The sequence below is a fragment of the Hydrogenophaga sp. GW456-12-10-14-TSB4 genome (genome assembly GCF_059424305.1).
In genome coordinates, this window is the sequence record NZ_JBWKZH010000021.1 from 1 (window position 1) to 24,585 (window position 24,585).

The 24,585-nt window shown below is 69.4% G+C and carries 25 protein-coding genes; 11 read left to right on the forward strand and 14 right to left on the reverse strand.

The window, feature by feature from the left end; all coding sequences use genetic code 11:
• Together AC07ZS_RS12285 and AC07ZS_RS12290 are read left to right on the forward strand one after the other, a co-directional pair.
• Positions 1–881 (forward strand): isocitrate lyase/PEP mutase family protein (locus AC07ZS_RS12285; protein WP_494798885.1); only part of this gene is annotated, 881 nt, incomplete at its 5' end.
• Positions 882–884: 3 nt separating this feature from the next.
• Complete coding sequence (locus tag AC07ZS_RS12290; protein ID WP_494798886.1) at positions 885–1,184, forward strand: YciI family protein; 300 nt, start codon at positions 885–887, stop codon at positions 1,182–1,184.
• Positions 1,185–1,188: 4 nt separating this feature from the next.
• Here the strand turns inward: AC07ZS_RS12290 and AC07ZS_RS12295 are convergent, their stop codons facing one another.
• Together AC07ZS_RS12295 and AC07ZS_RS12300 are read right to left on the reverse strand one after the other, a co-directional pair.
• Positions 1,189–2,100, reverse strand: coding sequence for a glutaminase (locus tag AC07ZS_RS12295; RefSeq protein ID WP_494798887.1), 912 nt, complete (start codon positions 2,098–2,100; stop codon positions 1,189–1,191).
• A gap of 12 nt (positions 2,101–2,112) precedes the next feature.
• Positions 2,113–2,763, reverse strand: a complete 651-nt coding sequence (locus tag AC07ZS_RS12300; RefSeq protein WP_494798888.1) for an NUDIX hydrolase — start codon at positions 2,761–2,763, stop codon at positions 2,113–2,115.
• 142 nt (positions 2,764–2,905) lie between these two features.
• On the opposite strand from AC07ZS_RS12300, the gene AC07ZS_RS12305 reads away from it, so the two are divergent.
• The 6 genes from AC07ZS_RS12305 to AC07ZS_RS12330 all read left to right on the forward strand — a co-directional run bounded on the left by AC07ZS_RS12305 (position 2,906) and on the right by AC07ZS_RS12330 (position 9,819).
• On the forward strand, positions 2,906–3,721 hold the full coding sequence (locus AC07ZS_RS12305; RefSeq protein ID WP_494798889.1) for a cysteine hydrolase family protein: 816 nt from the start codon (positions 2,906–2,908) through the stop codon (positions 3,719–3,721).
• A gap of 26 nt (positions 3,722–3,747) precedes the next feature.
• Positions 3,748–4,935, forward strand: a complete 1,188-nt coding sequence (gene pncB, locus AC07ZS_RS12310; protein WP_494798890.1) for a nicotinate phosphoribosyltransferase — start codon at positions 3,748–3,750, stop codon at positions 4,933–4,935.
• A 28-nt stretch (positions 4,936–4,963) separates the two neighbouring features.
• Positions 4,964–6,679, forward strand: a complete 1,716-nt coding sequence (locus AC07ZS_RS12315) for an NAD+ synthase (protein ID WP_494798891.1) — start codon at positions 4,964–4,966, stop codon at positions 6,677–6,679.
• Positions 6,680–6,706: 27 nt separating this feature from the next.
• Positions 6,707–7,729 carry an NUDIX domain-containing protein gene (locus AC07ZS_RS12320; RefSeq protein ID WP_494798892.1) on the forward strand — a complete coding sequence of 341 codons (1,023 nt, stop codon included), beginning with the start codon at positions 6,707–6,709 and terminating at the stop codon, positions 7,727–7,729.
• Positions 7,730–7,844: 115 nt separating this feature from the next.
• The gene (locus tag AC07ZS_RS12325; RefSeq protein ID WP_494798893.1) at positions 7,845–8,837 is read left to right on the forward strand and encodes a Bug family tripartite tricarboxylate transporter substrate binding protein; all 993 of its coding nucleotides are present in this window, start codon (positions 7,845–7,847) and stop codon (positions 8,835–8,837) included.
• 4 nt (positions 8,838–8,841) lie between these two features.
• Positions 8,842–9,819 carry a D-2-hydroxyacid dehydrogenase family protein gene (locus AC07ZS_RS12330; protein ID WP_494798894.1) on the forward strand — a complete coding sequence of 326 codons (978 nt, stop codon included), beginning with the start codon at positions 8,842–8,844 and terminating at the stop codon, positions 9,817–9,819.
• Here AC07ZS_RS12330 and AC07ZS_RS12335 read toward each other — a convergent pair.
• The 4 genes from AC07ZS_RS12335 to AC07ZS_RS12350 are packed head-to-tail and all read right to left on the reverse strand — an operon-like array spanning position 9,785 to position 14,481.
• The gene (locus tag AC07ZS_RS12335) at positions 9,785–10,621 is read right to left on the reverse strand and encodes an alpha/beta fold hydrolase (RefSeq protein ID WP_494798895.1); all 837 of its coding nucleotides are present in this window, start codon (positions 10,619–10,621) and stop codon (positions 9,785–9,787) included. The genes AC07ZS_RS12330 and AC07ZS_RS12335 overlap by 35 nt on opposite strands.
• Entirely contained in the window at positions 10,611–12,710 is a 2,100-nt protein-coding gene (locus tag AC07ZS_RS12340) for an acetate--CoA ligase family protein (RefSeq protein WP_494798896.1), read from the reverse strand. The genes AC07ZS_RS12335 and AC07ZS_RS12340 overlap by 11 nt, the downstream gene beginning before the upstream one ends.
• Positions 12,711–12,717: 7 nt before the next feature.
• Positions 12,718–13,512: an enoyl-CoA hydratase/isomerase family protein gene (locus AC07ZS_RS12345; protein WP_494798897.1), complete on the reverse strand. Its 795-nt coding sequence runs from the start codon at positions 13,510–13,512 to the stop codon at positions 12,718–12,720.
• Positions 13,513–13,536: 24 nt separating this feature from the next.
• Positions 13,537–14,481, reverse strand: a complete 945-nt coding sequence (locus AC07ZS_RS12350; RefSeq protein ID WP_494798966.1) for a tripartite tricarboxylate transporter substrate binding protein — start codon at positions 14,479–14,481, stop codon at positions 13,537–13,539.
• A 142-nt stretch (positions 14,482–14,623) separates the two neighbouring features.
• Between AC07ZS_RS12350 and AC07ZS_RS12355 the strand changes: the two genes are divergently transcribed.
• From AC07ZS_RS12355 to AC07ZS_RS12365, 3 genes are all read left to right on the forward strand, one after another.
• Positions 14,624–15,424, forward strand: a complete 801-nt coding sequence (locus tag AC07ZS_RS12355) for an IclR family transcriptional regulator (protein WP_494798898.1) — start codon at positions 14,624–14,626, stop codon at positions 15,422–15,424.
• Between the two features lie 150 nt (positions 15,425–15,574).
• Entirely contained in the window at positions 15,575–16,021 is a 447-nt protein-coding gene (locus AC07ZS_RS12360) for a lipocalin family protein (RefSeq protein WP_494798967.1), read from the forward strand.
• Between the two features lie 137 nt (positions 16,022–16,158).
• Positions 16,159–16,608, forward strand: a complete 450-nt coding sequence (locus AC07ZS_RS12365; protein WP_494798899.1) for a hypothetical protein — start codon at positions 16,159–16,161, stop codon at positions 16,606–16,608.
• A 1-nt stretch (position 16,609) separates the two neighbouring features.
• On the opposite strand, the gene AC07ZS_RS12370 is transcribed toward AC07ZS_RS12365, so the two are convergent.
• From AC07ZS_RS12370 to AC07ZS_RS12405, 8 genes are read right to left on the reverse strand one after another with little or no spacing between them, the layout of a single operon-like run.
• Entirely contained in the window at positions 16,610–17,626 is a 1,017-nt protein-coding gene (locus AC07ZS_RS12370; protein WP_494798900.1) for an NAD-dependent epimerase/dehydratase family protein, read from the reverse strand.
• Positions 17,566–18,540 carry a fumarylacetoacetate hydrolase family protein gene (locus AC07ZS_RS12375; protein WP_494798901.1) on the reverse strand — a complete coding sequence of 325 codons (975 nt, stop codon included), beginning with the start codon at positions 18,538–18,540 and terminating at the stop codon, positions 17,566–17,568. The genes AC07ZS_RS12370 and AC07ZS_RS12375 overlap by 61 nt, the downstream gene beginning before the upstream one ends.
• 41 nt (positions 18,541–18,581) lie before the next feature.
• Positions 18,582–19,364, reverse strand: a complete 783-nt coding sequence (locus AC07ZS_RS12380; protein WP_494798902.1) for an SDR family NAD(P)-dependent oxidoreductase — start codon at positions 19,362–19,364, stop codon at positions 18,582–18,584.
• Positions 19,361–19,939, reverse strand: coding sequence for a cupin domain-containing protein (locus AC07ZS_RS12385; RefSeq protein WP_494798903.1), 579 nt, complete (start codon positions 19,937–19,939; stop codon positions 19,361–19,363). The genes AC07ZS_RS12380 and AC07ZS_RS12385 overlap by 4 nt, the downstream gene beginning before the upstream one ends.
• 10 nt (positions 19,940–19,949) lie before the next feature.
• On the reverse strand, positions 19,950–20,924 hold the full coding sequence (locus AC07ZS_RS12390; RefSeq protein WP_494798904.1) for a Bug family tripartite tricarboxylate transporter substrate binding protein: 975 nt from the start codon (positions 20,922–20,924) through the stop codon (positions 19,950–19,952).
• A gap of 31 nt (positions 20,925–20,955) precedes the next feature.
• Positions 20,956–22,425 (reverse strand): NAD-dependent succinate-semialdehyde dehydrogenase, encoded by a 1,470-nt coding sequence (locus AC07ZS_RS12395; protein WP_494798905.1) that lies wholly within the window; start codon positions 22,423–22,425, stop codon positions 20,956–20,958.
• A 13-nt stretch (positions 22,426–22,438) separates the two neighbouring features.
• The gene (locus AC07ZS_RS12400; RefSeq protein WP_494798906.1) at positions 22,439–23,458 is read right to left on the reverse strand and encodes a dihydrodipicolinate synthase family protein; all 1,020 of its coding nucleotides are present in this window, start codon (positions 23,456–23,458) and stop codon (positions 22,439–22,441) included.
• A gap of 25 nt (positions 23,459–23,483) precedes the next feature.
• Positions 23,484–24,503: an ornithine cyclodeaminase family protein gene (locus AC07ZS_RS12405; protein WP_494798907.1), complete on the reverse strand. Its 1,020-nt coding sequence runs from the start codon at positions 24,501–24,503 to the stop codon at positions 23,484–23,486.
• Between the last annotated feature and the right edge of the window lie 82 nt (positions 24,504–24,585).

Below are 24,585 nucleotides of genomic sequence, written 5' to 3' on the forward strand. Positions count from 1 at the left end.
CCCCCATGACCACCGTCAACGCCACCCCGTCCCCCCACTTCCGCGACCTGGTCGCGAGCGAACGCCCGCTGGTGCTGCCCGGGGCGCACGACGCGATCTCGGCGCTGCTCATCCAGCAGGCGGGCTTCAAGGCCTACTTCATCGGCGGCTTCCCGCTGGTCGGTGCGCGCTTCGGCCTGCCCGACATCGGCCTGGCCACCCTGGGCGAAATCGGCGCGGGCGTGCGCGACATCCTCGCGGTGTCCGACCTGCCGGTGCTGGTGGACGTCGACAACGGCTACGGCGATGTCAAGAACGTGGTGCACGCGGTGCACACCTACGAGAAGATGGGCGCCCAGGCCCTGTTCTTCGAGGACCAGGTGTCGCCCAAGCGCTGCGGCCACATCGTCGGCAAGGAGCTCCTGTCTTGCGAGGAAATGGAGCGCCGCATCCGCGCCGCCGCCGAGCAGCGCCGCGACCCGCGCACCTTCATCATTGCCCGCACCGACGCCCGCGAGGTGGTCGGCATGGACGAAGCCCTGCGGCGCGGCGAGCGCTACGCGCGGGCCGGTGCCGATGGCCTGTTCATCGAGGCGCCGGAGTCGGTGGACGAGCTGGCGCTCATCGGCCGCCACCTCGCCGGTGTGCCCCTGATGGCGAACATGCTCGAAGGCGGGCGCACGCCCATCCTTCGCCCGCAGGCGCTGGAAGACCTGGGCTTTCGCATCGTCATCTACGGCATCTCGCTCCTGATGCGCAGCGTGCGCGTCATGCAGGACAGCCTGGCCGACATCCGCAGTGGCGAACTCAAGCTGGTGGGCACCGGCGTCGGCTTCGAGGAGTACAAGCGCATCGTCGGCTTCGACCGCTGGTCCGGCATCGAATCGAAGTACGGGGCTTGAGGCATGGTCTATGTGTTCCATCTCCTGGACCGCCCTGGTGCGGCGGCGCTGCGCGACGCGGTCCGGCCTGCGCACAAGGCCTACCTGGCCCAGGTCGAAGACCGGATCGCCTTTGCCGGACCGCTGCTGAGCGACGACGGCCGCAGCATGGTGGGCAGCCTGCTGGCGATCGACTTCGAGAGCCGCGAGGCGGCGGTGCGCTGGCAGCAGCACGAGCCCTTCACCCAGGCGGGGCTCTACGCCAGCGCGGCGGTGCACGCGTTCGAGAACCTGTGGCCCAAGAAAAGCGGCCAGGTGCCCTGAGCCCTCAGAACACCGACAGCCCGGTGCGGGCGGTGAACAGCTCCAGCGCCTGCATGCCCAGCAGCGAGTTGCCGGTGGCGTCCAGCGCGGGCGACCACACGCACAGGCTCAGCTGGTCGGGCACCACGGCCACGATGCCGCCGCCCACACCGCTCTTGCAGGGCAGGCCGATGCGGAAGGCGAACTCACCGGCGGCGTCGTAGGTGCCGCAGGTCAGCATCAGGGCGTTGATGCGGCGCGTCTGGCGCTCGGTCAGCAGCCGCTCGCCGGTGAACGGGTGCTGCCCGTCGCGGCACAGGTAGCCGGTGGCGCGCGCCAGCTGCAGGCAGGTCATGCGCACCGCGCAATGGTGGAAGTACGCGTCCAGCACGGTCGCCACATCGTTGTCGATCTTGCCGAAGCTCTTCATGAAGTTGCCCAGCGCGATGTTGCGAAAACCGGTCGCGGCTTCCGAGGCCGCCACTTCCTCGTCGAAGCGCACCGGCTCGTCGCACAGGCTGGACACCAGCGCCAGCATGGCGGCCTTCGCATCGCCCTGGCTCACCAGCCGGTCGGTGACGGCGATCGCGCCGGCGTTGATGAAGGGGTTGCGCGGCGTGCCTTGCTCGGCCTCCAGCTGCACCAGCGAGTTGAACGGGTTGCCCGAGGGCTCGCGCCCGATGCGCTCCCACAGGCTCTCACCCAGGGCGCGCATGCCCAGGGTCAGCGCAAACAGCTTGGAGATGCTCTGGATCGAGAATGGCGTGGCGCTGTCGCCGGCCTGGGCCTCCTGGCCGTCGCAGGTGCGCAGCGCGATGCCGAACTGCGCCGCCGGCACCCGCGCCAGCGCGGGAATGTAGTCGGCCACCCGGCCTTCCATGCCCAGCCGGGGGCGCAGGGTGCGGACGATGTCGTCGAGAACGGGTTGGAACTGCATGGTCGATGGTCCTCAGAGGCCGCGGTCGCGCACGCTCAGCGAGGAGCGGAACTGCTTCTTGAGCCGGTAGAGCTGCGCGGGCCGGTTGCGCCCGCCGAGCTTGGTGGCGCCGGGGACTTCCTCCAGGATGCCGAGGTCGTCGAGCTTGCGCCGGAAGTTGGGCAGGTTCAGCGGCTGCGCCAGCACCGCCTCGTACACCGCGTGGAGCTCGGGCACCGTGAACTCCTCGCCGCACAGGAAGGCCGGCAGCGACGAGTAGGCGGCCTTGTTGCGCACCCGCGCCAGCACGCTGGCGATGATCTGCGCGTGGTCGAAGGGCAGGGCAGGCAACTGGCTCACCTTGAACCGGTGCACCCCATCGCCCAGCACGCTGGCCGGCACCAGGGCGTAGTAGACGACGGTGAGCGACCAGCCTCGCGGGTCGCGGCCCGGGCCGGAGAAGGTGCCGTACTCTTCCAGGTAGGGGCTGACGACGCCGGCCTTGTGTTTCAGCACGCGCGCGGCCGCCGCGCCAGCATGGTCGTCCTTGTCCTCATGGACGTAGCCCCCGGGCAGCGCCCAGAGGCCCTTGAAGGGCTCGCTGTCGCGCTTGAAGAGAGCGACCTCCAGTTCGCCCTCGACCAGGGTCAGGAGCACGGCATCGACGGTCAGGATGATGGTCATGGTTTGAATTTTTCCGGATTCTATCCCTTAGATCCAAAATGAATCGAATGGGTGCTTTTATTCTTTCACCGACTAAGATGCAAAAAGAATCAAAGTGTGTATACTAAGGCCATCGACACCCACCAAGGAAGGACGGACGGACATGCGCACCAAGCTCCTGATCATTGATCCCCAGAACGACTTCTGCGACATCGAAGGCGCGGCGCTGCCGGTGGCGGGGGCCGACGAAGACCTGCGGCGCCTGGCCCGCTTCATCGAAGCCCACACGGCGCGCATCGACGACATCACGGTGACGCTGGATTCGCACGCCAGCGTGGCGGTCGAGCGCACCACCTTCTGGCTCGACCGCGAAGGCCGGACTGTGGCCCCGTTCACCTTCATCACCGCCGCGAGCGTGGCGGCCGGCGAGCACCGGCCGCGCGATGCCGGCCTCACCGGCCAGGTCGTGGCCATGCTCGACCAGCTGGCCGCCGCCGGCAAGGCCGGCATGGTGGTGTGGCCGGTGCACTGCGTCACGGCCACCTGGGGGCACAACATCCAGCGCGCGGTGGCCGACAGCCTTGCCGTCTGGGAAATGGCCCACCAGCGCGCGGTGACCAAGGTGCTCAAGGGCGAGTACCCGTTGACCGAACACTTCGGCGTCTTCGAGGCCGACGCCCCCGTGGCCTCGGTGCCGAGCACGCAGTTCAACCGGGCGCTGGCCGCGTCGGTGGCCAGCGGGGCCGACGTCGTCGCGTTCGCGGGACAGGCGTCGAGCCACTGCGTGGCCGCCAGCTACGACCAGTTCATGCGCTTCCTGGCCGGTTCGCCGGCCTTCGCGCCCCAGGTGGTGCTGCTGCGCGACTGCATGAGCCCGGTGCCCGGGTTTGAGACACTGGCAGACGGTTTGTTCGAGCGCGCACGCGCCGCCGGCAGCCTGGTGTTGAGCGTGGACGAGTTCGCCGCGCGGATTTGCTGACTTCAGACCAAGACAAGGAAAGCACCATGAACTTCTCGCCCGTTGTGACCTCGCTGCTGGGCACCGATCTCTACAAGTTCACCATGCTGCAGCCCATGCTGCATTCGATGCCGGCCAACCAGGCGGAGTACCGCTTCGTCTGCCGCAACGAACCCGGCTACCCGCTGAGCGAGCTGCGGGAAGAGGTGGAACGCCAGCTGGCGCACCTCTGCACCCTGCGCTTCACCGAGGACGAGCTGCAGTACCTGGGCGGCCTGCGGTACATGAAGTCCGACTTCATCGACTTCCTGCGCATCTTCCAGCTTCAGCACCGCTACGTGACGGTGGCCGCCGAAGGCGAGCACCTGGTCATCGTGGCCCAGGGGCCCCAGATCCACGTGATGTTCTTCGAGATCTTCGTGCTGGCCATCGTCAACGAGATCTACTTCCGGCGCCTGGCCACGCCCGAGGTGCTGAGCGAAGGCCGCCGGCGCCTGCGCGAGAAGATCGCGCTGCTGCGCACCGTCGGTGCCCGGCGCCGGCACCCGTTCGAGTTCTTCGACTTCGGCGTGCGCCGCCGCTTCTCGGCCGCGTGGCAGGAAGAGGTGGTGGCCACCTTCGCGAAGGAAGTGCCCGAGTTCTTCAAGGGCACCTCCAACGTGCACCTGGCGAAGAAGTACGGGCTGGTGCCGATCGGCACCATGGCGCACGAGTACCTGCAGACCTTCCAGGCCATGGGCGTGCAGCTCAAGGGCTTCCAGAAGGCGGCGCTGGAGACCTGGGTGCAGGAGTACCGCGGCGACCTGGGCGTGGCCCTGACCGATGTCGTGGGCATGGACGCCTTCCTGGCCGACTTCGACCTCTACTTCGCCAAGCTGTTCGACGGCCTGCGCCACGACTCGGGCGACCCGGTGGCCTGGGGCGAGAAGGCGCTGGCGCACTACGAGCGCCTGAAGATCAATGCGCACACCAAGCGCCTGGTGTTCTCCGACGGCCTGGACCTGCCGACCGCCATCGGCCTCTACGAGCACTTCGCCGACCGCATCCAGACCGGCTTCGGCATCGGCACCAACCTGACCAACGACATGGGCCTGCCGACCCTGAACATCGTGATGAAGCTGGTGAGCTGCAACGGGCAACCCGTGGCCAAGCTCTCCGACTCACCCGGCAAGACCCTCTGCGACGACGAGACCTTCCTCGCCTACCTGCGCCAGGTGTTTCGCGTCGCGGCCTGAGACCTTCTTTCACCCACCGAGGACCTCCATGTTGCGCGTGACCTGTGCCCAGATCAACCCGACCATCGGCGACATCGAAGGCAACATCGCCCTGATGCTGGCAGCGGCGCGCCAGGCCCGCCTGGACGGTGCGAGCCTGGTGGTCTTCCCGGAGATGAGCCTCACCGCCTACTACCCGGGCGACATGCTGGACGAGCGGCCGTTCCAGCAGCGCGTGGAGAAGGGGATCGAGCAGCTCCGGCTGGCGACCCGCGAGCTGCCGGGTCTGCACTGGGTGGTGGGCGCGCCGCTGCGCCGCGAGGGCCCGGGCAAGCCGTTCTACAACGGGCTGATGGTGATCCGCAACGGCGAGGTGCTGCTGCAATACGCCAAGCAGCTGCTGCCCACCTACAACGTGTTCGACGAGCGGCGCCACTTCGAGCCCGGCCCCGAGCACAGCGCGCGCACGCTGCGCGTGGACGGCGCGCGGGTGGCCTTCATGATCTGCGAGGACGGCTGGAACGACGAGGGCGCCGACTACAGCATCAACCCCTTCTCCCAGCTCTCGGAGGTGTTGCCCGATCTGGTGATCTCGATCAACGCCAGCCCGAGCAACGTGGGCAAGCGCGAGCAGCGCCACCAGGTGTTCGGCAAGGCGTGCGCGCGCCACAAGCTGCCCTTGCTCTACGTCAACCAGGTGGGCGGGCACGACCAGCTGGTGTACGACGGCGCCTCTTTCGCGGTGGACGCCGGCGGGCGCATCGTCCACGAAGCCCGGCGCTTCCGCCAGGATGTCACCACCCTGGCCTTCGACCCCGGCACCCAGGCGTTCTTCCGCGCGGACGGCAGTCCGCTGGTGGTGCCTGTCGATCCGGCCGGGCTGAGCACCATGGCCTTCTACCGCCAGCAGATCGTCCTCGGCCTCCAGGACTACGCCCGCCGCTGCGGCTTCACCCAGGTGGTGGTCGGTTGCTCGGGCGGCATCGACTCCGCGCTCACCCTGGCGCTGTCCGTCGAGGCGATGGGCGCCGACCACGTGGTGGCCATCACCATGCCCTCGCGCTTCTCCAGCGAAGGCAGCGTGTCCGACTCGGTGCGCCTGTGTCAGAACCTCGGCATCCGGCTCCTGGAGCACCCGATCCACGAGATCGTGGCGCGCTACGAGCAGGGCTTCGCGCCCGCCTTCGGCCGGGCCCTCGAAGGGCTCGCGCTGGAGAACCTGCAGGCGCGCGTGCGCGGCACCATCCTGATGGAATTCTCGAACACCTTCGGCCACCTGCTGCTCACCACGGGCAACAAGTCCGAGGTCTCCGTCGGCTACTGCACCCTGTACGGCGACACCAACGGAGGCCTGGGCCTGATCGGTGACCTCTACAAGACCGAGGTGTTCGCGCTCTCGCGCCACCTCAACGAGGCGGCCGGCTGCGAGCTCATTCCCGTGAGCATCATCGACAAGCCTCCCTCGGCGGAACTCGCGCCGGACCAGAAAGACACCGACAGCCTGCCGCCCTACGAGCTGCTCGACGAGATCCTCAAACAGCTCATCGAAGGCGAGCGGCTGCCCGCCTGGGAGAAGGAACAATCGCAGGCCGTTGTGGCGCAGCTGCAGGCGACGACAGAGGGGGCGGCCCTGGCCCGGCGCGTGGCCGGCATGATCGCCCGCAACGAATACAAGCGGCGCCAGGCGCCACCCGTGCTGCGCGTGCGGCCGCGGGCCTTCGGCAGCGGCCGCCAGATGCCGATCGCCGCGGTGACCGTGGCCTGATCCCCCGACCCCAACCACAGGCGAACCATGTCCATGTCCTCTCAAGCCGATCTCGCGGTCGTCATCGGCCGCTGGCAGCTCCCCCACCTCGGTCACCTCCGGCTGTTCGAGGCCGCGCTGGAGCGCGCCGCCCGGGTCGTGATCGTGATCGGCTCGTCCTTCCGCTCGCGCGACACGCGCAACCCCTTCACCTGGGAAGAGCGCCGCGACATGGTCCTGGCGATGCTGCCGGGGCAGGCCGGGCGCCTGCGCTTCGTGCCGGTGCGCGACTGCTACGACGACGAGCGCTGGGCGCGCTCGGTCCACGCCGAGGTCGAGGCCGTGGCCGGCGGGACGCGCGACATCCTGCTGATCGGCCACCCCAAGGACGCCACCACCGGCTACCTGAACCACTTTCCCGACTGGAAGCGCGTGGGCGTGACCCCGGTGGACGGCCTGGACGCCACGGCGCTGCGCAAGCTCTACTTCGAGAGCGACGACGTCGGCATGGCCTTGACCCTCCTGGCACCGCAGGTCCACCCGAGCACCGCGAGCTACCTGCAGGCGTGGGCGCTGCTGCCCGAGCATGGCCGCCTGCGCCGCGAGGCCCTGGTGGTCGCGGCCATCCGGGCGAAGTACACGGCACCGCACTACCTGGCCGCCGACGCGCTGGTGACGGCCAACGACCACGTGCTGCTGATCCGCCGCGGCGGACAGGTCGGGCATGGCCTGTGGGCCGTGCCAGGGGGCTTCGTCGATCGGGGCGAGCGTTTCCTGCAGGCCGCCATCCGCGAGCTCCGCGAGGAAACCGGCTACGCCCCGCTGCCCTCGACCCTGCAGGCGGCGCTGCGCGAGTCGGCGGTGTTCGACCACCCGCTGCGCAGCCCCCGGGGCGGCATCGTGTCGATGGCGTTCCGTTTCGATCTCGGGCGGCTGGCCCACCTGCCCGAGGTGAAGGCCGCGGACGACGCCATGGAAGCGCGCTGGGTGCCCATCGCCGACCTGCCCGGCATGGAGGGCCGCTTCTTCGAGGACCACGACCGCATCCTCGACCGGCTCGTCGGGATCTAATTCCATTCCGTGGAATTGGGGTGGTGCGCACCCCGACCAGGCGACCTAAGCTGCGCGAAGGTGCCACGGCCCGGCCGTGCCGCCTTCCCATACCTAGACCTGGAGACACAGACCGATGAGCACCCAACACCCCTTGTCGCGCCGGCGCTTCAACGCCGCGATCGGCGCCAGCCTCGTCCTGCCGTTCGCGGCGGCGCAGGCGCAGGCACAGGCCTTTCCGAACAAGCCGATCCGCATCCTGGTGCCGTTCGCGGCCGGCGGCCCGACCGACCTGATGGCGCGCGCCGTCGGCAAGAACCTCTCGACCACCCTCGGGCAGCCGGTGATCGTCGAGAACAAGCCGGGTGGCGGTGGCGTGATCGCCATGGGCGAGGTGGCGCGCGGCCCGGCCGACGGCTACACGCTGGTGTTCCCGTCCATCCTCGCGGTGACCAACCCCGCGCTCATGCCCAACTACCCGTTCGACACGCTGCGCGACTTCGCGCCGCTGACGGTGGTGGGCTACATCCCGCACGCGCTGGTGGTGCGGCCCGATTTCCCGGCCAAGGACCTGCAGGCCCTGGTGGCCATGGCCAAGGCCGCGCCCGGCAGCGTCAACTACGGCTCTTCGGGCAACGGCACCTCGGCCCACCTCGGCGCCGCGCTGTTCGCACAGCGCGCCGACATCAAGGTCACGCACGTGCCCTACCGCGGCGCGGCCCCGGCGGTGCAGGACCTGCTGGGCGGCCAGATCCAGTTCATGTTCCTCGACATGAGCTCGGCCCTCGCGCAGATCAAGACCGGCAAGCTGCGCGCGCTGGCCGTGGCGCCGGCCAACCGCTTCGCCGGCCTGCCCGACGTGCCCACCGTGGCCGAGCAGGGCTACCCCGGCTTCAACGTGCACGGCTGGTACGGCCTGTTCGCGCGCAGCGGCACGCCTGCGCCCATCGTGCAGGCGCTCTACACGGAGGTGAAGAAAGCGCTGGCGTCGGCCGAGATCCGCGAGCTGTTCCAGAACTACGGCATCGAGGCCGGCGGCATGACGCCCGAGGACTACACCGAGATCGTGCGCAAGGACCTCGCCATGTGGAAGCGCACCGTCGACCAGCTTCAGATCACCTTGCAATAAATCCATGATCATTGCGATTCCCGACGACTATCAGGACTGCGTGCGGCACCTGGACTGCTTCGCCAAGCTCGCCGGCCACGAGGTGCGCATCTTCAACGACTCGGTGAAAGGCACCGACGCCCTGGCGGCGCGCTTCGCCGACGCCGAGGCCATCGTGCTCACGCGCGAGCGCACGCGCATCGACGCCGCCTTGCTCGACCGCCTGCCCCGGCTGCGCCTCATCAGCCAGACCGGCAAGCTCGCGGGCCATGTGGACCTGGCCGCGTGCACCGCGCGCGGCGTGCGCGTGGCCGAGGGCAGCGGCGCGGGGTCGGCCACGGCCGAGATCGCCTGGACGCTGGCGCTGGCCAGCCGGCGCCACCTGGTGAGCGAGGCCAACCGCCTGCGCGACGGGCAATGGCAGGGCCACCTGGGCCAGCAGCTCAGCGGCCAGCGCCTGGGCGTCTGGAGCTACGGCCGCATTGGCCGGCAGGTGGCGGGCTATGGCCGCGCCTTCGGCATGAAGGTGTGGGTGTGGGGCCGCGAAGCCTCGACCGCCGCTGCGCGCGCCGACGGCTTCGAGGTGGCGCCCTCGCGCGAGGACTTCTTCGCGCAGAGCGATGTGATCAGCCTGCACGTGCGGCTCAGCGCCGAGACCACGGGCATCGTGACGGCCGACGACCTCGCGCGCATGAAACCCACGGCGCTGCTGGTGAACACCAGCCGCGCCGAGCTGATCGCGCGCGGCGCGCTGGCGCATGCCCTGGCGCAAGGCCGGCCGGGTTTCGCCGCGGTCGACGTCTACGAAGAGGAGCCGGTGCTGGGCGCGAACCACCCCCTGCTGCGCCTGCCGAACGTGCTGTGCACGCCACACATCGGCTACGTGGAGAAGGACAACTACGAGCGCTACTTCGGCATCGCCTTCGACAACATCCTGGCCTATGCGCAAGGCCGCCTGACCGACGGGGTCAGTCCCGCAGCCAGCCCAGCAGCAGCGGGTTGATCGCGTCGGCCCGCTCGTACTGCACCCAGTGCCCGGCCCCGTCCACGATGCGGGTGCGGGCCTCGGGCAGCGGGGCGGCCAGCACGGGCGCGATGGCGGCGGGTTCGGCCGTCACATCGTGTTCGCCCCAGGCCAGCAGGGTCGGCCCGGCATAGACCGCCAGCGCCGCGGCGAGGCCGCCGGCGCGTGAGATTTCCTTGCTGCGGAACCGCGTGCGCACGCAGGCCTCGGTGTGCACGCGCAGCGCGAGCGGGTCGATGTCGTCGGCCGCCACGCTGAGCATGTGCATGGCGAGGTTGTGGCGCATGGCCTGTTCCACGGCGGTCGCATCGCCCGCGCGCCAGGCCGGCTTCCAGTTGACCAGCTCGCCCTTGGGGCGGCGCGCGCCCTGGTGGCCGCCGGTGCCCAGCAGGGCCAGGCGCCGCACCCGGGGCCGCCGCGCGGCCAGGTGCGCCGCGACCAGGCCGCCGAAGGAGAAACCCACCAGCTGCAGCGGTGTGTGGGGGCCGATGAGCGTGTCCAGCGTGGACAGCGCCGGGTCCAGCAGCGCGGCCAGGCCTTCGCCCTCGGGCGCGTCCGAATCGCCGAAGCCGGGCAGGTCGGGCACCCACACGGTGTGTTGTGCGGCCAGGGCCTCGATGTTGCGCACCCAGTGCAGCCAGCTGCCGTGGCCGCCGTGCACCAGCACCACCGGGCTGCCGCTGCCGAAACTGCGCCAGCAGACCCGACCGCCGGCCCAGGCCACGCGCTCGGTGCGGGCCTGCGCCGACAGGGTGTCGATCAGCGCCGTGTCAGTCCGCATGCGCGAGCACCACCACGCCGTCGGCCGCCTTCACGCCCAGGCCTTCGGGCAGCACGAACACCGGGTTGATCTCGGCCTCGATCAGGCGCTCGCCCAGCTGCGCGGTCATCTGCGAGAAGGCCACGATGGCCGCGACCAACGCGTCCACGTCGGCCTTGGGCCGGCCGCGGTAACCGTCGAGCAGGGGCCAGGTCTGGAGCTCGCGCACCATCTCGTGGGCCACTTCCCGGCTCAGGCCGCCTTGTGGGGGCAGCATGCGCAGGGTGGTGTCCTTGAACAGCTCGGCGGTGACGCCGCCCATGCCCAGCAGGATGGCCGTGCCCAGCGCGTCGCGGTGCATGCCGAGGATGAGCTCGGTGCCACCCGAGACCATCTCCTGCACCAGGAAGCGCGTGGGCTTCACCCCGGCCCTGGCCTGCACCTCGTCGGCCATGCGGCCCAGGCGCGCGCCGATCTGTTCGGGCGGCACGTTGACGGCCACGCCGCCCACGTCGCTCTTGTGCGTGATCTCGCCCGTGAGAATCTTCAGCACCACGCGCGCACCGAGCGCGCGCGCGGCCTGCTCGGCCTCGGCGGGGCTTCCCACCACGGTTTCGGCGGTGCAGGGAATGCCGAAGCGCGTGAACAGCTGCTTGCACTCGGCCTCGTTCAGCGAGCCGCCCGCGATGTCCTGCACCGGCACCGGGGTGCCCAGCGGCGCGGCGGCGTGCTCGGCCCAGCGGCGGGTCTGCAGCATGCCCTTGAGCGCCGCCGTGCAGCTCTCGGCGTCGGCGAAGGCCGGCACGCCGCGTTGCGTCAGCAGCGCGGCCACCTGCGGCGCATGCGGGCTCACGTAGGCGATCACCGGTTTGTCGCTCAGCGGCAGGCAGTCCTGGATCGCGTTGGCCATCAGCTCGGGCATGGCCAGGCTGGACGAGCCCACGATGATGGTCAGCGCGTCGTAGCTCGGGCTCTCCAGCAGGGCGCGGATCGCGCCGCGCAGCAGCTCGGGCTGCAGGCCGGCCAGCGTCACGTCGATCGGGTTGCGGTCCAGCGCGGCCTGCTCGCCGGTCTGCAGCGCGCGCAGTTTCGCGGCGGTGGCCTCGTCGGGCGGCGGGGTCTCCAGGCCCGAGACACCGTAGCTGTCCGACACCAGCGTGCCGGCGCCGCCGGTGGAGGTGAGGATGGCGACGCGGTGACCGCGCAGCGTGCGGCCGGTGGACAGGGCCGACGGGATGTCCAGCAGGTCGCTGAAGGTCTGCGCGCGGATCACGCCCACTTCCTTGAACAGCGCGTCGTACATGCGGTCGGCGCCCGCGAGCGCGCCGGTGTGCGACACGGCGGCCTGGGCACCGGCCTCGGAGCGGCCGATCTTGAAGGCCACCACCGGCTTGCCGGCGCGCGCGGCCTTCAGCGCGGCCTGGCGGAAGCGCTCGGGGTCGCGCACGCTCTCCACGTACAGCGCGATGACCCGCGTGGCATCGTCGTCGGCGAGCTGGTCGATGAAATCGGCGAGGTCCAGGTCCACCTCGTTGCTGGTGGAAATCAGCTTGGACAGGCCGATGCCGCGGGCCGCCGCGCGCGAGAGCAGGGCACCCAGGATGCCGCCGCTTTGCGACACCACGCCCACCGAGCCGACCGGAAAGTGGTCCATCTCCAGCGCGCCGCTGGCCGAGAGCACGATGCGGTCGGTGAGGTTGACCAGGCCGATGGTGTTCGGCCCGAGGATGCGCATGCTGCCCGCGGCCTCCCTCAGCTGCGCCTGGCGGCGCGCGCCTTCTTCGCCGGTCTCGGTGTAGCCGCTGGCCAGCACGATGGCGGCGGCCGTGCCGCGCGCCGACAGGTCCTGCACCGCCTTGTGCGCGCGCTCGGCGCCGAGCAGCACGATGCCCACGTCCGGCACGGCGGGCAGGGAGGCGATGTCCGGGTAGCAGCGCAGGCCGTCGATTTGCTCGACGCGCGGATTGACCGGGTAGATGTCGCCGGTGAAGCCGTGCTTGCGCAGGTAGGCCACCGGGCGGCCGGCGGTCTTGCCCGCGTCGGCCGAGGCGCCGATGACGGCGACGCTGCGCGGCTGCAGCAGCCGGGAAATGGGAGACACGGGGTTCATGGGGCGTTCATTCCTTGGGCGTGGCCTTGTTCAGGAAGGCCATCACCGATTCGCGGTGTTCGGTGCTGGTGTAGCAGATGCCCTGGGCCTGGCTGCCCTGGGCGAAGACCTGCTGCGCCGGCAGCTCGAAGGTCTGGTTCAGGATGGTCTTGCTCAGCGCGAGCGCGGTGGCCGAGCCCTGGCTGAGTTCGCGCGCCCAGGCCTGGGCGTCGGCCAGCAGCCGATCCGCCGTGGTCTTGCGGTCCACGATGCCGAGCGAGAGCGCCTCGTCCGCATCCACCTTGCGGCCGGTGAAGATCAGCTGCTTCGCGGTGGACAGGCCCACGCGGCGCGGCAGGAAGTACATGCCGCCGCCGTCGGGCACGATGCCGCGGTGGATGTACGACCAGGTGAAGCTGGCCCACTCGCTGGCGATGACGAAGTCGCAGGCCAGCGCCGTGTCGGCGCCCAGGCCGGAGGCCGCGCCGTTCACGGCGGCGATCACCGGCTTGGGCATCGTGTGCAGCAGCGACTGCGTGTGGTGCACGCGCTGCTGGCGGTGCCAGCCATTGAAGCCCACCTCGCCCGCCGGGGCGTTCATGCGCTTTTCCATGCCGGCCACGTCGCCGCCCGCGCAGAAGCCTTTGCCGGCGCCGGTGAGCACCAGCGCGCGGATGGCCTTGTCGGCCGCGACCTGCTCCAGGGCCTCAATGAATTCGGCGCGCATGGCGTCGCTCATGGCGTTGCGTTTCTCGGGCCGGTTCAGCGTGAGCGTGGCGATGCCGGTGTCAACCTGCAGATCGATCAGGGGAGGCGTGGACATGGTGGGTTCCAGAGAGAGGAGAGGTCAGTTCGAGGTGATGTTGTTTTCTTTGACGATCTTGCGCCAGCGCGCTTCTTCGGCGCGCACATAGGTTTCCAGCTCGGCCGGTGCCCCGGCGCTGATCACCAGGCCTTCCTGTTCGACCTTCTTGCGGAACTCGTCGGTGGCCACGGCCTTCTTGGCGGCAGCGTTGAGTTTGGCAATCACGTCGGCCGGCGTGCCGGCGGGCGCGTACAGGCCGTACCAGCTCTCCATCACGTAGCCGGGGATGGTCTCCGCGATGGCAGGCACGTTCTTGAGCACCGCCGAGCGTTCGGCGCCGGTCACGCCGAGCGCGCGCAGCTTGCCGCTTTCCAGGCCCGAGGACACGGCGGTGGCGGTGCCGAAGATCATGTCCACCTGGCCGCCCATGAGATCGGTCAGCGCCGGGCCCGCGCCGCGGTAGGGGATGTGCTTCATCTGCACCTTGGCGAGGTTGTCGAACATCTCGCCGGCCAGGTGCGCCGAGGTGCCATTGCCCTGCGAGGCGTAGTTGAGCTTGCCCGGGTTGGCGCGGGCCGCGTCCAGCACGTCCTTGACGGACTTGTAGGGGCTCTCCGCGCGCACCACCAGCACGTTGGGGCCCTTGCCGATCAGGATCACCGGCGCGAACGCCTTGTCGTTGTCGTAGGGCAGCTTGGGCATCAGGCTGGGGTTGACGGCGTGCGCGAAGGTCGAGATCACCAGCGTGTAGCCGTCGGCCGGGCTCTTGGCCACGAGGTCGGTGCCGATGATCGTGCCCGCGCCGGGCTTGTTCTCGATCACCACCGTCTGGCCCAGCTCCCTGGACATGCCCAGGCCCAGGGTGCGCGCGATCAGGTCGGTGCCGCCGCCGGGAGCGAAGGGCACGACCAGGCGGATCGGCTTGTCGGGGAACTGGGCCAGGGCGGCGGTGGTGGCGAGCGCTGCCGACACGAAGAGAAGGCTCATCCGCGCGGCGGCGGTTCGACGGGAAAGGTGCATGGTTGTCTCCGGTAAGGCCATGGGAAAACGGTGTTTTTCTCAGGGAAGCATGCTACGGTCGATGCTTCCCGGCCGCACCCCTCCAATTCCAATCAGTGGAATAACGAACATGCAGACCATCCCCGTTCCGACCCCGTCCGAGGACAGCTTCGGCCGCTCGCCCACCAACCGCTCCCTGGAGCGCGGCATCCTGATCCTGCGGGCGTTCCGCCCCGGGTCCAGCTGGCTGGGCAACGGCGACCTCGCGGAGCGCACCGGCTTGTCGCCGTCCACCATCAGCCGCCTCACGCAGACCCTGGTGGGCGCGGGCCTGCTGCAGCACGACCGCCAGCGCCGCGCCTACCGCCTGGCGCCGCCGGTGCTGAGCTTCGCGCACGCCATGCGGGCCGGCTCGCAGGTGCTCGCGGTGGCCGCGCCGCGCATGCGTGCGCTGGCCGAAAGCCAGCGCGTCAACGTGGGCCTGGCCGCGCCCGACCACGACGAAATGGTGTACCTCGAATCCATCCGCTACAACCGCCGCGTGGCGCTGCGCAATGTGGTCTCGGGGCAGCGGGTGCCGATGGAGCTCACCTCGCTGGGCCGGGCCTACCTGTCCACCGTGTCGACGGCCCGGCGCAAGGCTTTGTTCGGCGTGTTCCAGCGGCGCTGCGGCAGCCACTGGCCCGAGGTGCAGGCCGACATCCTGGCGGCCGTCCGGCAGGTGCAGGAGCAGGGCTTCTGCGCGGCGTCCTGGCAACCCGAGGTGGTGGCGATGGCCATGCCGCTGAGCACCGTGGAGGGTGTCTACGTGCTCAACCTCAGCGTCTCCACCGAGGAGCCGCTGGCGCGCGTGGTGCGCGAGCTCTCGGGCTCGCTCAAGGCGCTGGCCACCGAGCTGCAGGATGCGCTGGCGCGGGAAATCGACGTGTGAGCGCGCCGTGTGCGGTGCCGAACAGACTTCGCCAACCGGCGCGCCTACAAAGGCTTCATGATGAAAAAAACGGCTTCCTGGTTCTGGCCGCTCGCGCTGGTCGCCGGCGCCTTGCTCGTGTCGGGCTGCGTGGTGCGCGTGCCCGACAAGCTGCAGCCCGTCACCGACTTCGATGTGGGCCGCTACGCGGGCACCTGGTACGAGCTGGCGCGCATCGACCACCGGTTTGAAAAAGGCCTGGTCAACGTCACCGCCCAGTACAGCCTGAACCCCGACGGCACGGTCAAGGTGGTGAACCGCGGCTTCAACCCGGCGAAGAACGAGTGGAAGCAGGCGACCGGCACGGCCCGGTTCCTGGGCGACCCGCGCACCGCCGCGTTGAAGGTGTCCTTCTTCGGGCCGTTCTACGGCGGTTACAACGTGGTGCGGCTGAGCGAGGACTACCAGACCGCGCTGGTGATCGGCAACACGCGGGACTACTTCTGGCTGCTTTCGCGGCAGAAGACGATGCCCGAGGCGCAGAAGCAGGCGCTGCTGGCCGAGGCCGCCCCGCTGGGCGTGGACCTGAACCAGGTGATCCACGTTTCCCAGCAGTGACCGGGGTGTTGCCCGGGGGGGAAACCCGGGTGCGGAATTCACGCTTTCAAGGGCTTTCTGCGCGGTTCGGTCGGCGGGGCTCACCCGCTCGTGCCAGGGTCTGCAGAATGAAGCCAGTTGCACTTTGTTTCTGGTCCATGCCCGTCATTCTGTTTCCGTTGTCCCAAGCCCGGCGCAGCGCCGCCACCGATCCCCGCCTGGGCCGCCTGGGGATCGACGAGGTGGATGCCCTGACCCAGCTCGATTTCTATGCCTGCACCGGCGTGCATGCGGAGCACGGCACCCTGCTGATCGAGCCCGACGACGAGGCCCGGCTGCTGCAGTACCTGGAGTTCCACGGCCTGCGCCTGCCGCGTGCGGTCGAGGCGAAACCCGTGCTGGAGCTGTGCAACGACCTGCGCTGGTCGTACGGCGAGGCCGTCCGTTGGGCGGCGCGCGGCGACGCCGACATCGCCGTGCAGTTTCCCGGGCTCAACGCCGAGAAGCTGGACTACGTGCGCGCGGTGGCCGGCCAGGAGCGGCGGGCGGCGAGGGACATGGCCCGAAAGCTCTTCGGCAGCCGGGTCGGTGACGTCTTCCTGTACTAGGTCAGTCCAGGCGCTCGCCCAAGGCGCGGCGCACCATCTGCTCGGCGGTGCCGTCGTCGCGCAGACCCAGCGCTCTCGACGCGCGATCATCCAGAACAGGGTAGCGACCGAAGACCGATTCCACGGCGGGTTGCGGTGCGTACCGCGCCAGCCCGGTCCTGTCGTCGCCGTACAGAGCGGCCAGTGTGCGCACCACTTCCTCGATCGAGAGCCGCAGCACGGGCAGGGGCCATGCCCGGCCCGCGTCGGCCCGGGGGACGTCCATCACGGCCGCCTGCATCAGGTTCTGGGCGCATCGCCGGGCCGACATCCACCAGGCGGTGGCCGTGGGGCCAACGGGGCAGACAAAAGACTCGCCGGCGGCGAGCGCGTGCAGCAGGTCGCTCATGAAGGCCGACGTCAGACCCGAGGGTGAGCGCGGGCGGGCGACGATGCCGGGCAGGCGGACGGAGCGCCCGTCCAGCAGGCCCCGGCGGGTGAAATCCGCCAGCAGAATCTCGCACGCGAGTTTGTGCGCACCATACGTCAGCGGCGGATGCAGCGGGGTGTCGGGGGCGACACGGTCGGGCAGATCGGTCCCGTAGACGGCGATGGTGCTGGCGTACACCACCGTCGGCGCAGGTCTGTCCGGGGTCCTGGCGTCGGCCAGGATCTCGAAGAGGCCCAGCGTGGCGTCGAGGTTCACGCGCCGGCCCTGCGCGTAGTCGGCTTCGGCCGCGCCGCCGGGCACAGCGGCGAGGTGGAACACGGTGTCGGGGCGGAACGCCGCGATGGCCCCGCGCACCGCGTCCGAGGACAGGTCTCCTTGCACGGCCTCCACCCCTTGCGGCCATGCGGCGAGTTGGCGATCCACCGCCGCGATCGCCGAAAGCCGGCGCATGCCCAGCCGTCCGTGCGCGGCAAGCGCGTCGATCAGCACCGAGCCGATGTAGCCGCCCGCACCGGTCACCAGCACCCTCATGCCTGCACCACCCGCTGATCGATGGCGCCGAATACCGGGTGACCGTCGTGTTGGCATGCCATCCGGACGCGGTCACCAAAGCGCATGAACGTGGTCCTGGGGCTGCCGTGCTCGATCGACTCGATCGCACGGCGCTCCGCGATGCAGGCCGAGCCGTTCCGGCCGCCCGCGTTCGAGACGGTGCCCGAGCCGATGATGGTGCCGGCGGACAGGCGACGCGTCTTCGCCGCGTGCGCGATGAGCTGATCGAAACCGAAGTTCATCTCTCCCCCATGCGGATGGCCGAACCACTCGCCGTTGAACGCGATCTGGAGCGGCAGCTGCACCCTGGCGTCGCGCCAGGCCTCCCCGATCTCATCGGGTGTCACGACGACCGGCGCAAAACTGGACGAGGGCTTGGCCTGGAAGAAGCCGAAGCCGGTCTTCATTTCGCGCGGACCGAACGCGCGCAGGCTGACGTCGTTGATCTGGGTCAGCAGGAGAATGCGGTCCCGTGCCTGTTCCGCCGTGCATCCCATCGGCACCCGGTCAACGATGACGCCGAACTCACCTTCAAAGTCGATGCCGTGCGCTTCATCGGGCAGCTCGATGTCGTCGTGCGGTCCCAGGAAGTCGTCGGACCCGCCCTGGTACAGGAGCGGGATGGTGTCGATGTCGGGGATGGGGGGCATGTTGAAGGCCTTCTCCATCAGGCGCGCATGGTTCAGGAAAGCGGACCCGTCGCACCATTGCGGCGACCGGGGCAAGGGCGCCGCCACCCGGTGCGGGTCGAACCCGAACGCGCTCTTCAGGGCGCCGGTGTTCAGCTGGTCGTACAGATGCTGCAGCGGGCGCTTCGCGCCGTGCCAGTTCTCGACGGCCGCCAGCAGGCTGGGGGCGACGGCGGTGGCATCCACCGCCCATTGCAGGTCTTTCGACACCACGACGAGGCGGCCGTCCCTGCAGTCGGACGGAAGGGTGGCGAGTTTCATGTCAAAGGACTTTCGTTGTGGTGGGCAAGAAAAAAGTGGTGTCAGCTGCCATCCGTGACGAGCGTGCCGCCGTCGACCACGAGGGTCTGCCCGGTGATGAAGGCGCCGGCGCGGCTGGCGAGCATGACGGCCACCCCGGCCACCTCTGCGGGTTCGCCGACGCGCCGAAGCGGGGTCATGGCCATTCGGCGTTCCATGAACGCCGGGTCGGCCAGCAGGCCATGGGACAGGGGCGTGCGGATGAGACCCGGTGCGATGGCGTTGACGCGCACGCCCGAAGGACCCCATTCGACGGCGAGGTTGCGAGCCATCTGCGACAGCGCGGCCTTGGACAATCCATACAAGCCGATCGCGCGGTTGCCCCGCAGACCGGCGATGCTGGCGAGAAATACCACACTGCCGCCGCCCGAGCGGGCCATGGCCGGCAGCAGGCCTTTCGACAGCGTCAGGGCGGAGCGCAGGTTGATGTCCATCACCCTGGCCCAATCGGCCTCGGTCGTGGCGCACAGCGGCCCCGCAGGGCCTTGCACGCCGGCGCAGTGCACCAGGATGTCCAGGGACGGGAAGTCCTGGCGCACGCCGGCCGCGAGGCCCTCCACGGAACCGGTGTCGCCCATGTCCGCCGCGCGGCCCTGCACGTCCAGCCCGGCCGCGCGCCACTGGGTCTCGGCCTGCCGGCAGGCATCGGCACCCAGGTCGCTGGCCACGACCTTGGCACCGTGCACCGCCAGGGCCTCCACGATGGCGCGGCCCAGACCGCCCGTGGCGCCCGTGACCAGCGCCACCCGGCCCTGCAGGGCGAACAGCTCCGATGCTGGACTCATGCGCCGTCCAGGGCTGCCGAAAGGGTGGGCTCGTAACGCCCGTCGATCAGCACGAACAGCATGCGGCACGGCTTGCCGGAGCGGTTGGCCCAGGCGTGGTTGGTCCCGCGCTGGATGACCACGCTGCCCGGCCGGAGGGGCACCTCACCTTCGTCGAGGATCAGGGTCAATTCGCCTTCGATCACCACGCCGTAGTCGACCGACTCCGTGCGGTGCATCAGTGGGTGCGGCGAACCCGCCTTGACTTTCGAGGCGCCCACGTCGCCGATTTCGCCGAAGGCCGCTTTCATCCGCGCTTCGCCGCTGGCCAGGAATTCGGCCGTGTCGGGTGGAATGTCCACGAAGCGAAAGCGCGTGCCCGTTTTCGGCGGAGGCAGCATGAGCGGACCCGGTGTCGGGTCCGGTCCGTTGTCGATCGGCGCGGGCGTGGCGTCCGTGCTCCAGACCTCGTGGAAGACGGTGCCGGGGATGGCCGCGACTTCCTTGACGGTCGGCAAGGGGCCATTGGACACGACGACCGCCTGGCCGTGCTCGTTGTGACCGGTCACGACGCGGTGGATGGGGGGGAATGCCATGGAAACTCCTTCAATCCTTGAACGTCAGCTTGGCGTCGGTGACGATGCGCCGGTACACCGTCATGTCCTGCTGCACGGAAGCGGCGAGCGTGGCGGGCGGGCCGCCCGCCGACGTGATGCCCAGGTCTTCCATCTGCTTGACCAGGGTCGGGTCGGCCAGTGCGGTGTTGACCGCCTTGTTCAGCTTGTCCACCAGCGGCGCGGGCGTGCCCAGGGGCGCGAAAACGCCCAGCCAGGAGCCCAGGACAAATTCCTTCAGGCCGCTCTCTGCGGCCGTCGGCACGTTGGGCAGGCGAGGGTCCCGGTGCTCGCCCGTCACCGCCAGGATCCGGACTTTGCCGGCGTCCGCGTAGGCCTTGGCGGTCGCGTCGAAGGTCAGGTCCAGGACGCCGCCCGCGACGTCGATGATGGCCGCCGACGTGGACTTGTAGGGGACGTGGACGATTTCGGTGCCCGTCAGGCTCTGGAAAAACTCGCCTGCAAAATGCGCACCGCTGCCGACGCCGGCGCTCCCGTAGCTCAGCTTGCCGGGGTTCTTCCTGGCGAGGGCGATGAACTCGCTAAGCGTGTTCACCGGCAGTTTGGCGCTCACCACCACGGGCAGTCCGTACTTGCCCACTTGCCCCACCGGCATCAGGGCCTTGATGGGGTCGTACTTCACGGACGCATCCGTGATGGGCAGCAGGGTGTAGCTCGGGTTGGTGAAGAGCAAGGTCATGCCGTCCGGCGTCGCCCGCATCACCGCTTCCGACCCGATGCGCGAACCCGCGCCGGGCCGGTTCTCGATGATCATGGTCTGCGCCAGCGCCTTGGACATGCGCTCCACGACGCCGCGCGCGACCTGGTCCGAAATGCCGCCGGCGGTGAAGGGCACGATGACCTTGATGACGTTCGGGTTGGCCTGCGCGGACGCGCCTGCGGCGGCACCCAGCACCGCAGCCCCCAGCAAGGATTGCAGGACGTTGCGCTTGAATCGGTTGAACATGGGAGTCTCCTGTTGTGAATCGTAGAGGGGTCTAGTGGCTGGCGATGCCGTCCCAGCACAAGTACTTGATTTCGATGAACTCGTCGATGCCGTATTGCGAGCCTTCGCGGCCCAGGCCGCTTTGCTTCACGCCGCCAAAGGGCGCAACCTCCGTCGAGATCAGGCCGGTGTTGATGCCCACCATGCCGGACTCGATCGCCTCCGCGGTGCGCCAGATGCGCGAGGCGTCCCGGCTGAAGAGATAGGCGGCGAGGCCGAACTCGGTGTCGTTGGCCATGGCGATGGCTTCATCGTCCGTCGTGAAGCGCACCAGCGGCATCACGGGGCCGAAGGTCTCTTCCACCGCGACCGCCATGCCTGGCTTGACGCCGCTGAGCACCGTGGGCTGGAAGAAGTTGCCGCCCAGCGCATGCCGCCGGCCGCCGGCGAGCACGCGTGCGCCGGCGCGCACCGCCTGAGCGACGTGGTCCTCGACCTTCTGAACAGCGCCGGCATCGATCATCGGCCCGATCTGCACGCCTTCGTCCAGGCCGTTGCCGACCGGGAGCGCCGCGACGCGCTCGGCGAGGCGCCGGGCCAGTGCGTCGTGAATCCCGTCCTGCACCAGCACGCGGTTGGCCGCGATGCAGGACTGGCCGGTGTTGCGGAACTTGGCGACCAGGATGCCTTCGACCGCGAGGTCGATGTCCGCATCGTCGAACACGATGCACGCCGCATTGCCACCGAGCTCCATGGAGCACTTCTTGATGGTGGACGCCGATTGCTGGAGCAGGACACGGCCCACCTCGGTGGACCCGGTGAAGGTCAGCTTGCGCACCAGCGGGTGGGAGGTCAATACGCCGCCGATGGCCCGTGTGTCGGACCCCGTGACCACGTTGAACACCCCCGCCGGCACGCCGGCGCGCAAGGCCAGCTCGCCCAGCGCCAGGGCTGTCAACGGCGTCTGGCTGGCCGGCTTGACCACCATGGAGCAGCCCGCCGCCAGCGCGGGGCCCGCCTTGCGGGCAATCATGGCCGCAGGAAAGTTCCAGGGTGTGATGGCGGCGCAGACCCCGATGGGCTGTTTGAGCGTGACGATGCGCTGCGTGTCCCTGGGCGCAGGGATGACGTCGCCGCGCACGCGCTTGGCCTCTTCGGCGAACCACTGGATGAAGCCGGCGGCGTAGTCGATCTCCCCGCGCGCTTCGGACAGGGGCTTGCCTTCCTCCAGCGTGATCAGCGTCGCCAGGTCGTCCTTGTGGTCCATGATGAGCTGCCACCAGCGCAGCAGGACCTGCGAGCGGTGCCGGGCGGTGGTCTGGCGCCAGGCGCGAAACGCCCGGTCGGCCGCCAGCACAGCGCGTTCGGTCTCCGCCTCCTTGCAACGCGGCAGGCGAGCCAGGCGTTCGCCGTTGGCCGGGTTGAAAAGGTCGGTGCTGCCGTGCGATGTGTCGGCGATCCATTGCCCGTCGATCAGGGCGGCTTCGCGCCACAGACCCGGGTCCTTCAAAAGCGATTTCATGGGTCCGGGCCGTTCAGCAAGGGAAGCGACCCACCATGTACTGGCTGTCGGGGTCGTCGGTCACGGGGAGCCGGGAGGCCACGAGGCCCTGGCGCAGCTGTTTCATGAACCGGTCGGGCACGCGCATCGCGGGTGCGCGCAAAGGGCCGCCGTTGAAACCGGCCAGCCAGTCCTGGTACTTCCACATGGTGCGGTTCAACACACCCGTGCCGCCGGCGTACGACTGCGCGGCCGCGCCATTGGCGTTGCGCGCCGGGTTGACCTGCCAGTACAGCGCCATGGCCTCTTCCCACTTCCCCTCGCGCGCGAGTTTGAAAGCGCGCGGGTAATAGTCGCTCATCCACTGCGTGTTGCTGGTGCCGGAAAACTGGAGCTGCATCAGACTCATGAGCGGAATGGCATCGCCCTCGATGGGGCAGCTGATCACCACCTCGTCGCGGAAGTGGTGGTACATCTCGCACAGGCCCGCCGGCAGGGGGAAGCCCTGTTCGGATTTGATGGCCACGATGTTGGGGCAGTCTTTCAGCAGGCGGCGCACGAAGTCCACCGACATGCCAGCGGGGTGCACGCGTTCAAAGCCCCACAGGGGGATCGGGAACAGCATCACCGCCAGGTCGGTCGCGTCGCAGAACTGCTTGGTGTAGTCGTAGATCTCCTGTTCCGTCGTGGGCCAGAACTGGGGCGGGTACGACAGCAGAACGATGTCTGCACCGGCCTTCTCCGCCAGGCGGACCGCGCGGATGTTCTCCGCCAGGGTGCCGAACGCGGCATGGAAGAAGAGCCCGAAGTCCTTGCCGCCGGTGTCGCGCGCCCAGGCGGTGAACTGAGCGTTCTCCTCGGGCGTGATGGACACCTCGGCGCACAGCAGGGTGTAGCTGTACCCGAGCTTTTTCGCGAGTTCGATGTCGTGGCGGATGCCGCGCTCGTTGAGCTTCGAGAGATCGGCGGCGTACGACGGGTTGGTCACGGCGGAGCAGCCCACGAGGTGCTGACGTGCCCAGGCGCGGGCGTCGGTGCGTTTGTACGAGGCCATAGGGGTTCCTTTGTGGATGGGTTGGTTACTTGGAGACGGGGACGATGCTGTGGGCCAGTGGTGTGCCCAGGCCTTTTTCGCGGGCGCGGGCCAGCAGCATTTCGGCGGTGATGACGTCTTGCAGCGCGGAGCCGACCGACTTGTAGACCACGATGTCGGACGCCCGCTCGCGCTGCGCCCGACCGGCGACGAAATCGCCGAGCGAGACCAGCTTGGCCGACACGTCCACTTGTGCCTTGCCGGCTGCGATCAGGTCGCCGGTGTCGTGCGCCACTTCGTCGACCATGTCGGCCACGATGAGCCCGGCCCGCGCCAGCACCTGTTCATCGACCTCCCGCTGCTCAGGCAGGGTGGATCCGATGGACACCACGGTCATGCCGGGCTCCAGCCACTCGCCGCGCAGAACGGGCGACTCGTCGCGGCTGCGCGCTGCGCACAGCACCACGTCCGCGCCGCGAACCGCTGCCGGGGCGCTGTCTGCGGCTTGCGCGCGCAGACCTTCCTGGGTCCGCATGTCGTTCGCGAACCGCTCGCGGCTCGCCGGTGTGGGGCTGAACACCTTGACGGCGGCGATCTCGCGGATGGCTGCCAGCGCGAGCAGCAGGCCGCGTGCCTCGAAGCCCGACCCGATGACGGCCACCTGCAGGGGTTTGACGGGCGCGGCCTTGTCCACCGCGACCGCCGCGGTCGCCGCTGTGCGGATCCCGGTGACGCGGTTGCCGTCGATCAGCGCGGCCAGGCCCATCGTCGCTTCGTCAAACAGGGAAATGAGGTAGCTGGCGCGGCGGTGGCGGGTCGAGGCGGAAATCAGTTTGCACCCCATGTGACCGCCGGTGGGCGAGACCGCCGTGAGTCCCCGCAGCCAGCGCCCGTCGCCCCGGGCCATGGAGCGCGGGGGCACCATGGCCGGGTCGATGGTGCTGGCGTAAGCCTGCCGCAGGGCCTGAACGGCTGAGGGCCAGTCGGTGAGCTGCGCGACTTCGGCGTCCGAAATGAAAAGTGTCGGCGGCACGGCGATCGCCGCGTCGGGGTGGGAGGTTCCCAAGGCATGTCTCCTGAAGATAGGAGCGCATGCTAGGGAGGAAGCTCTGTGCGAGCGAGAGCCGGAGCGCGAAAGCAGCTATCCG

Excerpts from the sequence above, each read along its gene's own strand:
- AC07ZS_RS12370 (WP_494798900.1), bottom strand. The coding sequence starts at position 17,626 with ATGCCAACACGACGGTCACCCGGTATTCGGCGCCATCGATCAGCGGGT.
- AC07ZS_RS12330 (WP_494798894.1), top strand. The coding sequence starts at position 8,842 with ATGATCATTGCGATTCCCGACGACTATCAGGACTGCGTGCGGCACCTG.
- AC07ZS_RS12325 (WP_494798893.1), top strand. The coding sequence starts at position 7,845 with ATGAGCACCCAACACCCCTTGTCGCGCCGGCGCTTCAACGCCGCGATC.
- pncB (WP_494798890.1), top strand. The coding sequence starts at position 3,748 with ATGAACTTCTCGCCCGTTGTGACCTCGCTGCTGGGCACCGATCTCTAC.
- AC07ZS_RS12355 (WP_494798898.1), top strand. The coding sequence starts at position 14,624 with ATGCAGACCATCCCCGTTCCGACCCCGTCCGAGGACAGCTTCGGCCGC.
- AC07ZS_RS12335 (WP_494798895.1), bottom strand. The coding sequence starts at position 10,621 with ATGCGGACTGACACGGCGCTGATCGACACCCTGTCGGCGCAGGCCCGC.
- AC07ZS_RS12345 (WP_494798897.1), bottom strand. The coding sequence starts at position 13,512 with ATGTCCACGCCTCCCCTGATCGATCTGCAGGTTGACACCGGCATCGCC.
- AC07ZS_RS12365 (WP_494798899.1), top strand. The coding sequence starts at position 16,159 with ATGCCCGTCATTCTGTTTCCGTTGTCCCAAGCCCGGCGCAGCGCCGCC.
- AC07ZS_RS12375 (WP_494798901.1), bottom strand. The coding sequence starts at position 18,540 with ATGAAACTCGCCACCCTTCCGTCCGACTGCAGGGACGGCCGCCTCGTC.
- AC07ZS_RS12305 (WP_494798889.1), top strand. The coding sequence starts at position 2,906 with ATGCGCACCAAGCTCCTGATCATTGATCCCCAGAACGACTTCTGCGAC.
- AC07ZS_RS12340 (WP_494798896.1), bottom strand. The coding sequence starts at position 12,710 with ATGAACCCCGTGTCTCCCATTTCCCGGCTGCTGCAGCCGCGCAGCGTC.
- AC07ZS_RS12295 (WP_494798887.1), bottom strand. The coding sequence starts at position 2,100 with ATGCAGTTCCAACCCGTTCTCGACGACATCGTCCGCACCCTGCGCCCC.
- AC07ZS_RS12320 (WP_494798892.1), top strand. The coding sequence starts at position 6,707 with ATGTCCATGTCCTCTCAAGCCGATCTCGCGGTCGTCATCGGCCGCTGG.
- AC07ZS_RS12400 (WP_494798906.1), bottom strand. The coding sequence starts at position 23,458 with ATGGCCTCGTACAAACGCACCGACGCCCGCGCCTGGGCACGTCAGCAC.
- AC07ZS_RS12385 (WP_494798903.1), bottom strand. The coding sequence starts at position 19,939 with ATGGCATTCCCCCCCATCCACCGCGTCGTGACCGGTCACAACGAGCAC.
- AC07ZS_RS12380 (WP_494798902.1), bottom strand. The coding sequence starts at position 19,364 with ATGAGTCCAGCATCGGAGCTGTTCGCCCTGCAGGGCCGGGTGGCGCTG.
- AC07ZS_RS12315 (WP_494798891.1), top strand. The coding sequence starts at position 4,964 with ATGTTGCGCGTGACCTGTGCCCAGATCAACCCGACCATCGGCGACATC.
- AC07ZS_RS12390 (WP_494798904.1), bottom strand. The coding sequence starts at position 20,924 with ATGTTCAACCGATTCAAGCGCAACGTCCTGCAATCCTTGCTGGGGGCT.
- AC07ZS_RS12350 (WP_494798966.1), bottom strand. The coding sequence starts at position 14,481 with ATGAGCCTTCTCTTCGTGTCGGCAGCGCTCGCCACCACCGCCGCCCTG.
- AC07ZS_RS12395 (WP_494798905.1), bottom strand. The coding sequence starts at position 22,425 with ATGAAATCGCTTTTGAAGGACCCGGGTCTGTGGCGCGAAGCCGCCCTG.
- AC07ZS_RS12290 (WP_494798886.1), top strand. The coding sequence starts at position 885 with ATGGTCTATGTGTTCCATCTCCTGGACCGCCCTGGTGCGGCGGCGCTG.
- AC07ZS_RS12300 (WP_494798888.1), bottom strand. The coding sequence starts at position 2,763 with ATGACCATCATCCTGACCGTCGATGCCGTGCTCCTGACCCTGGTCGAG.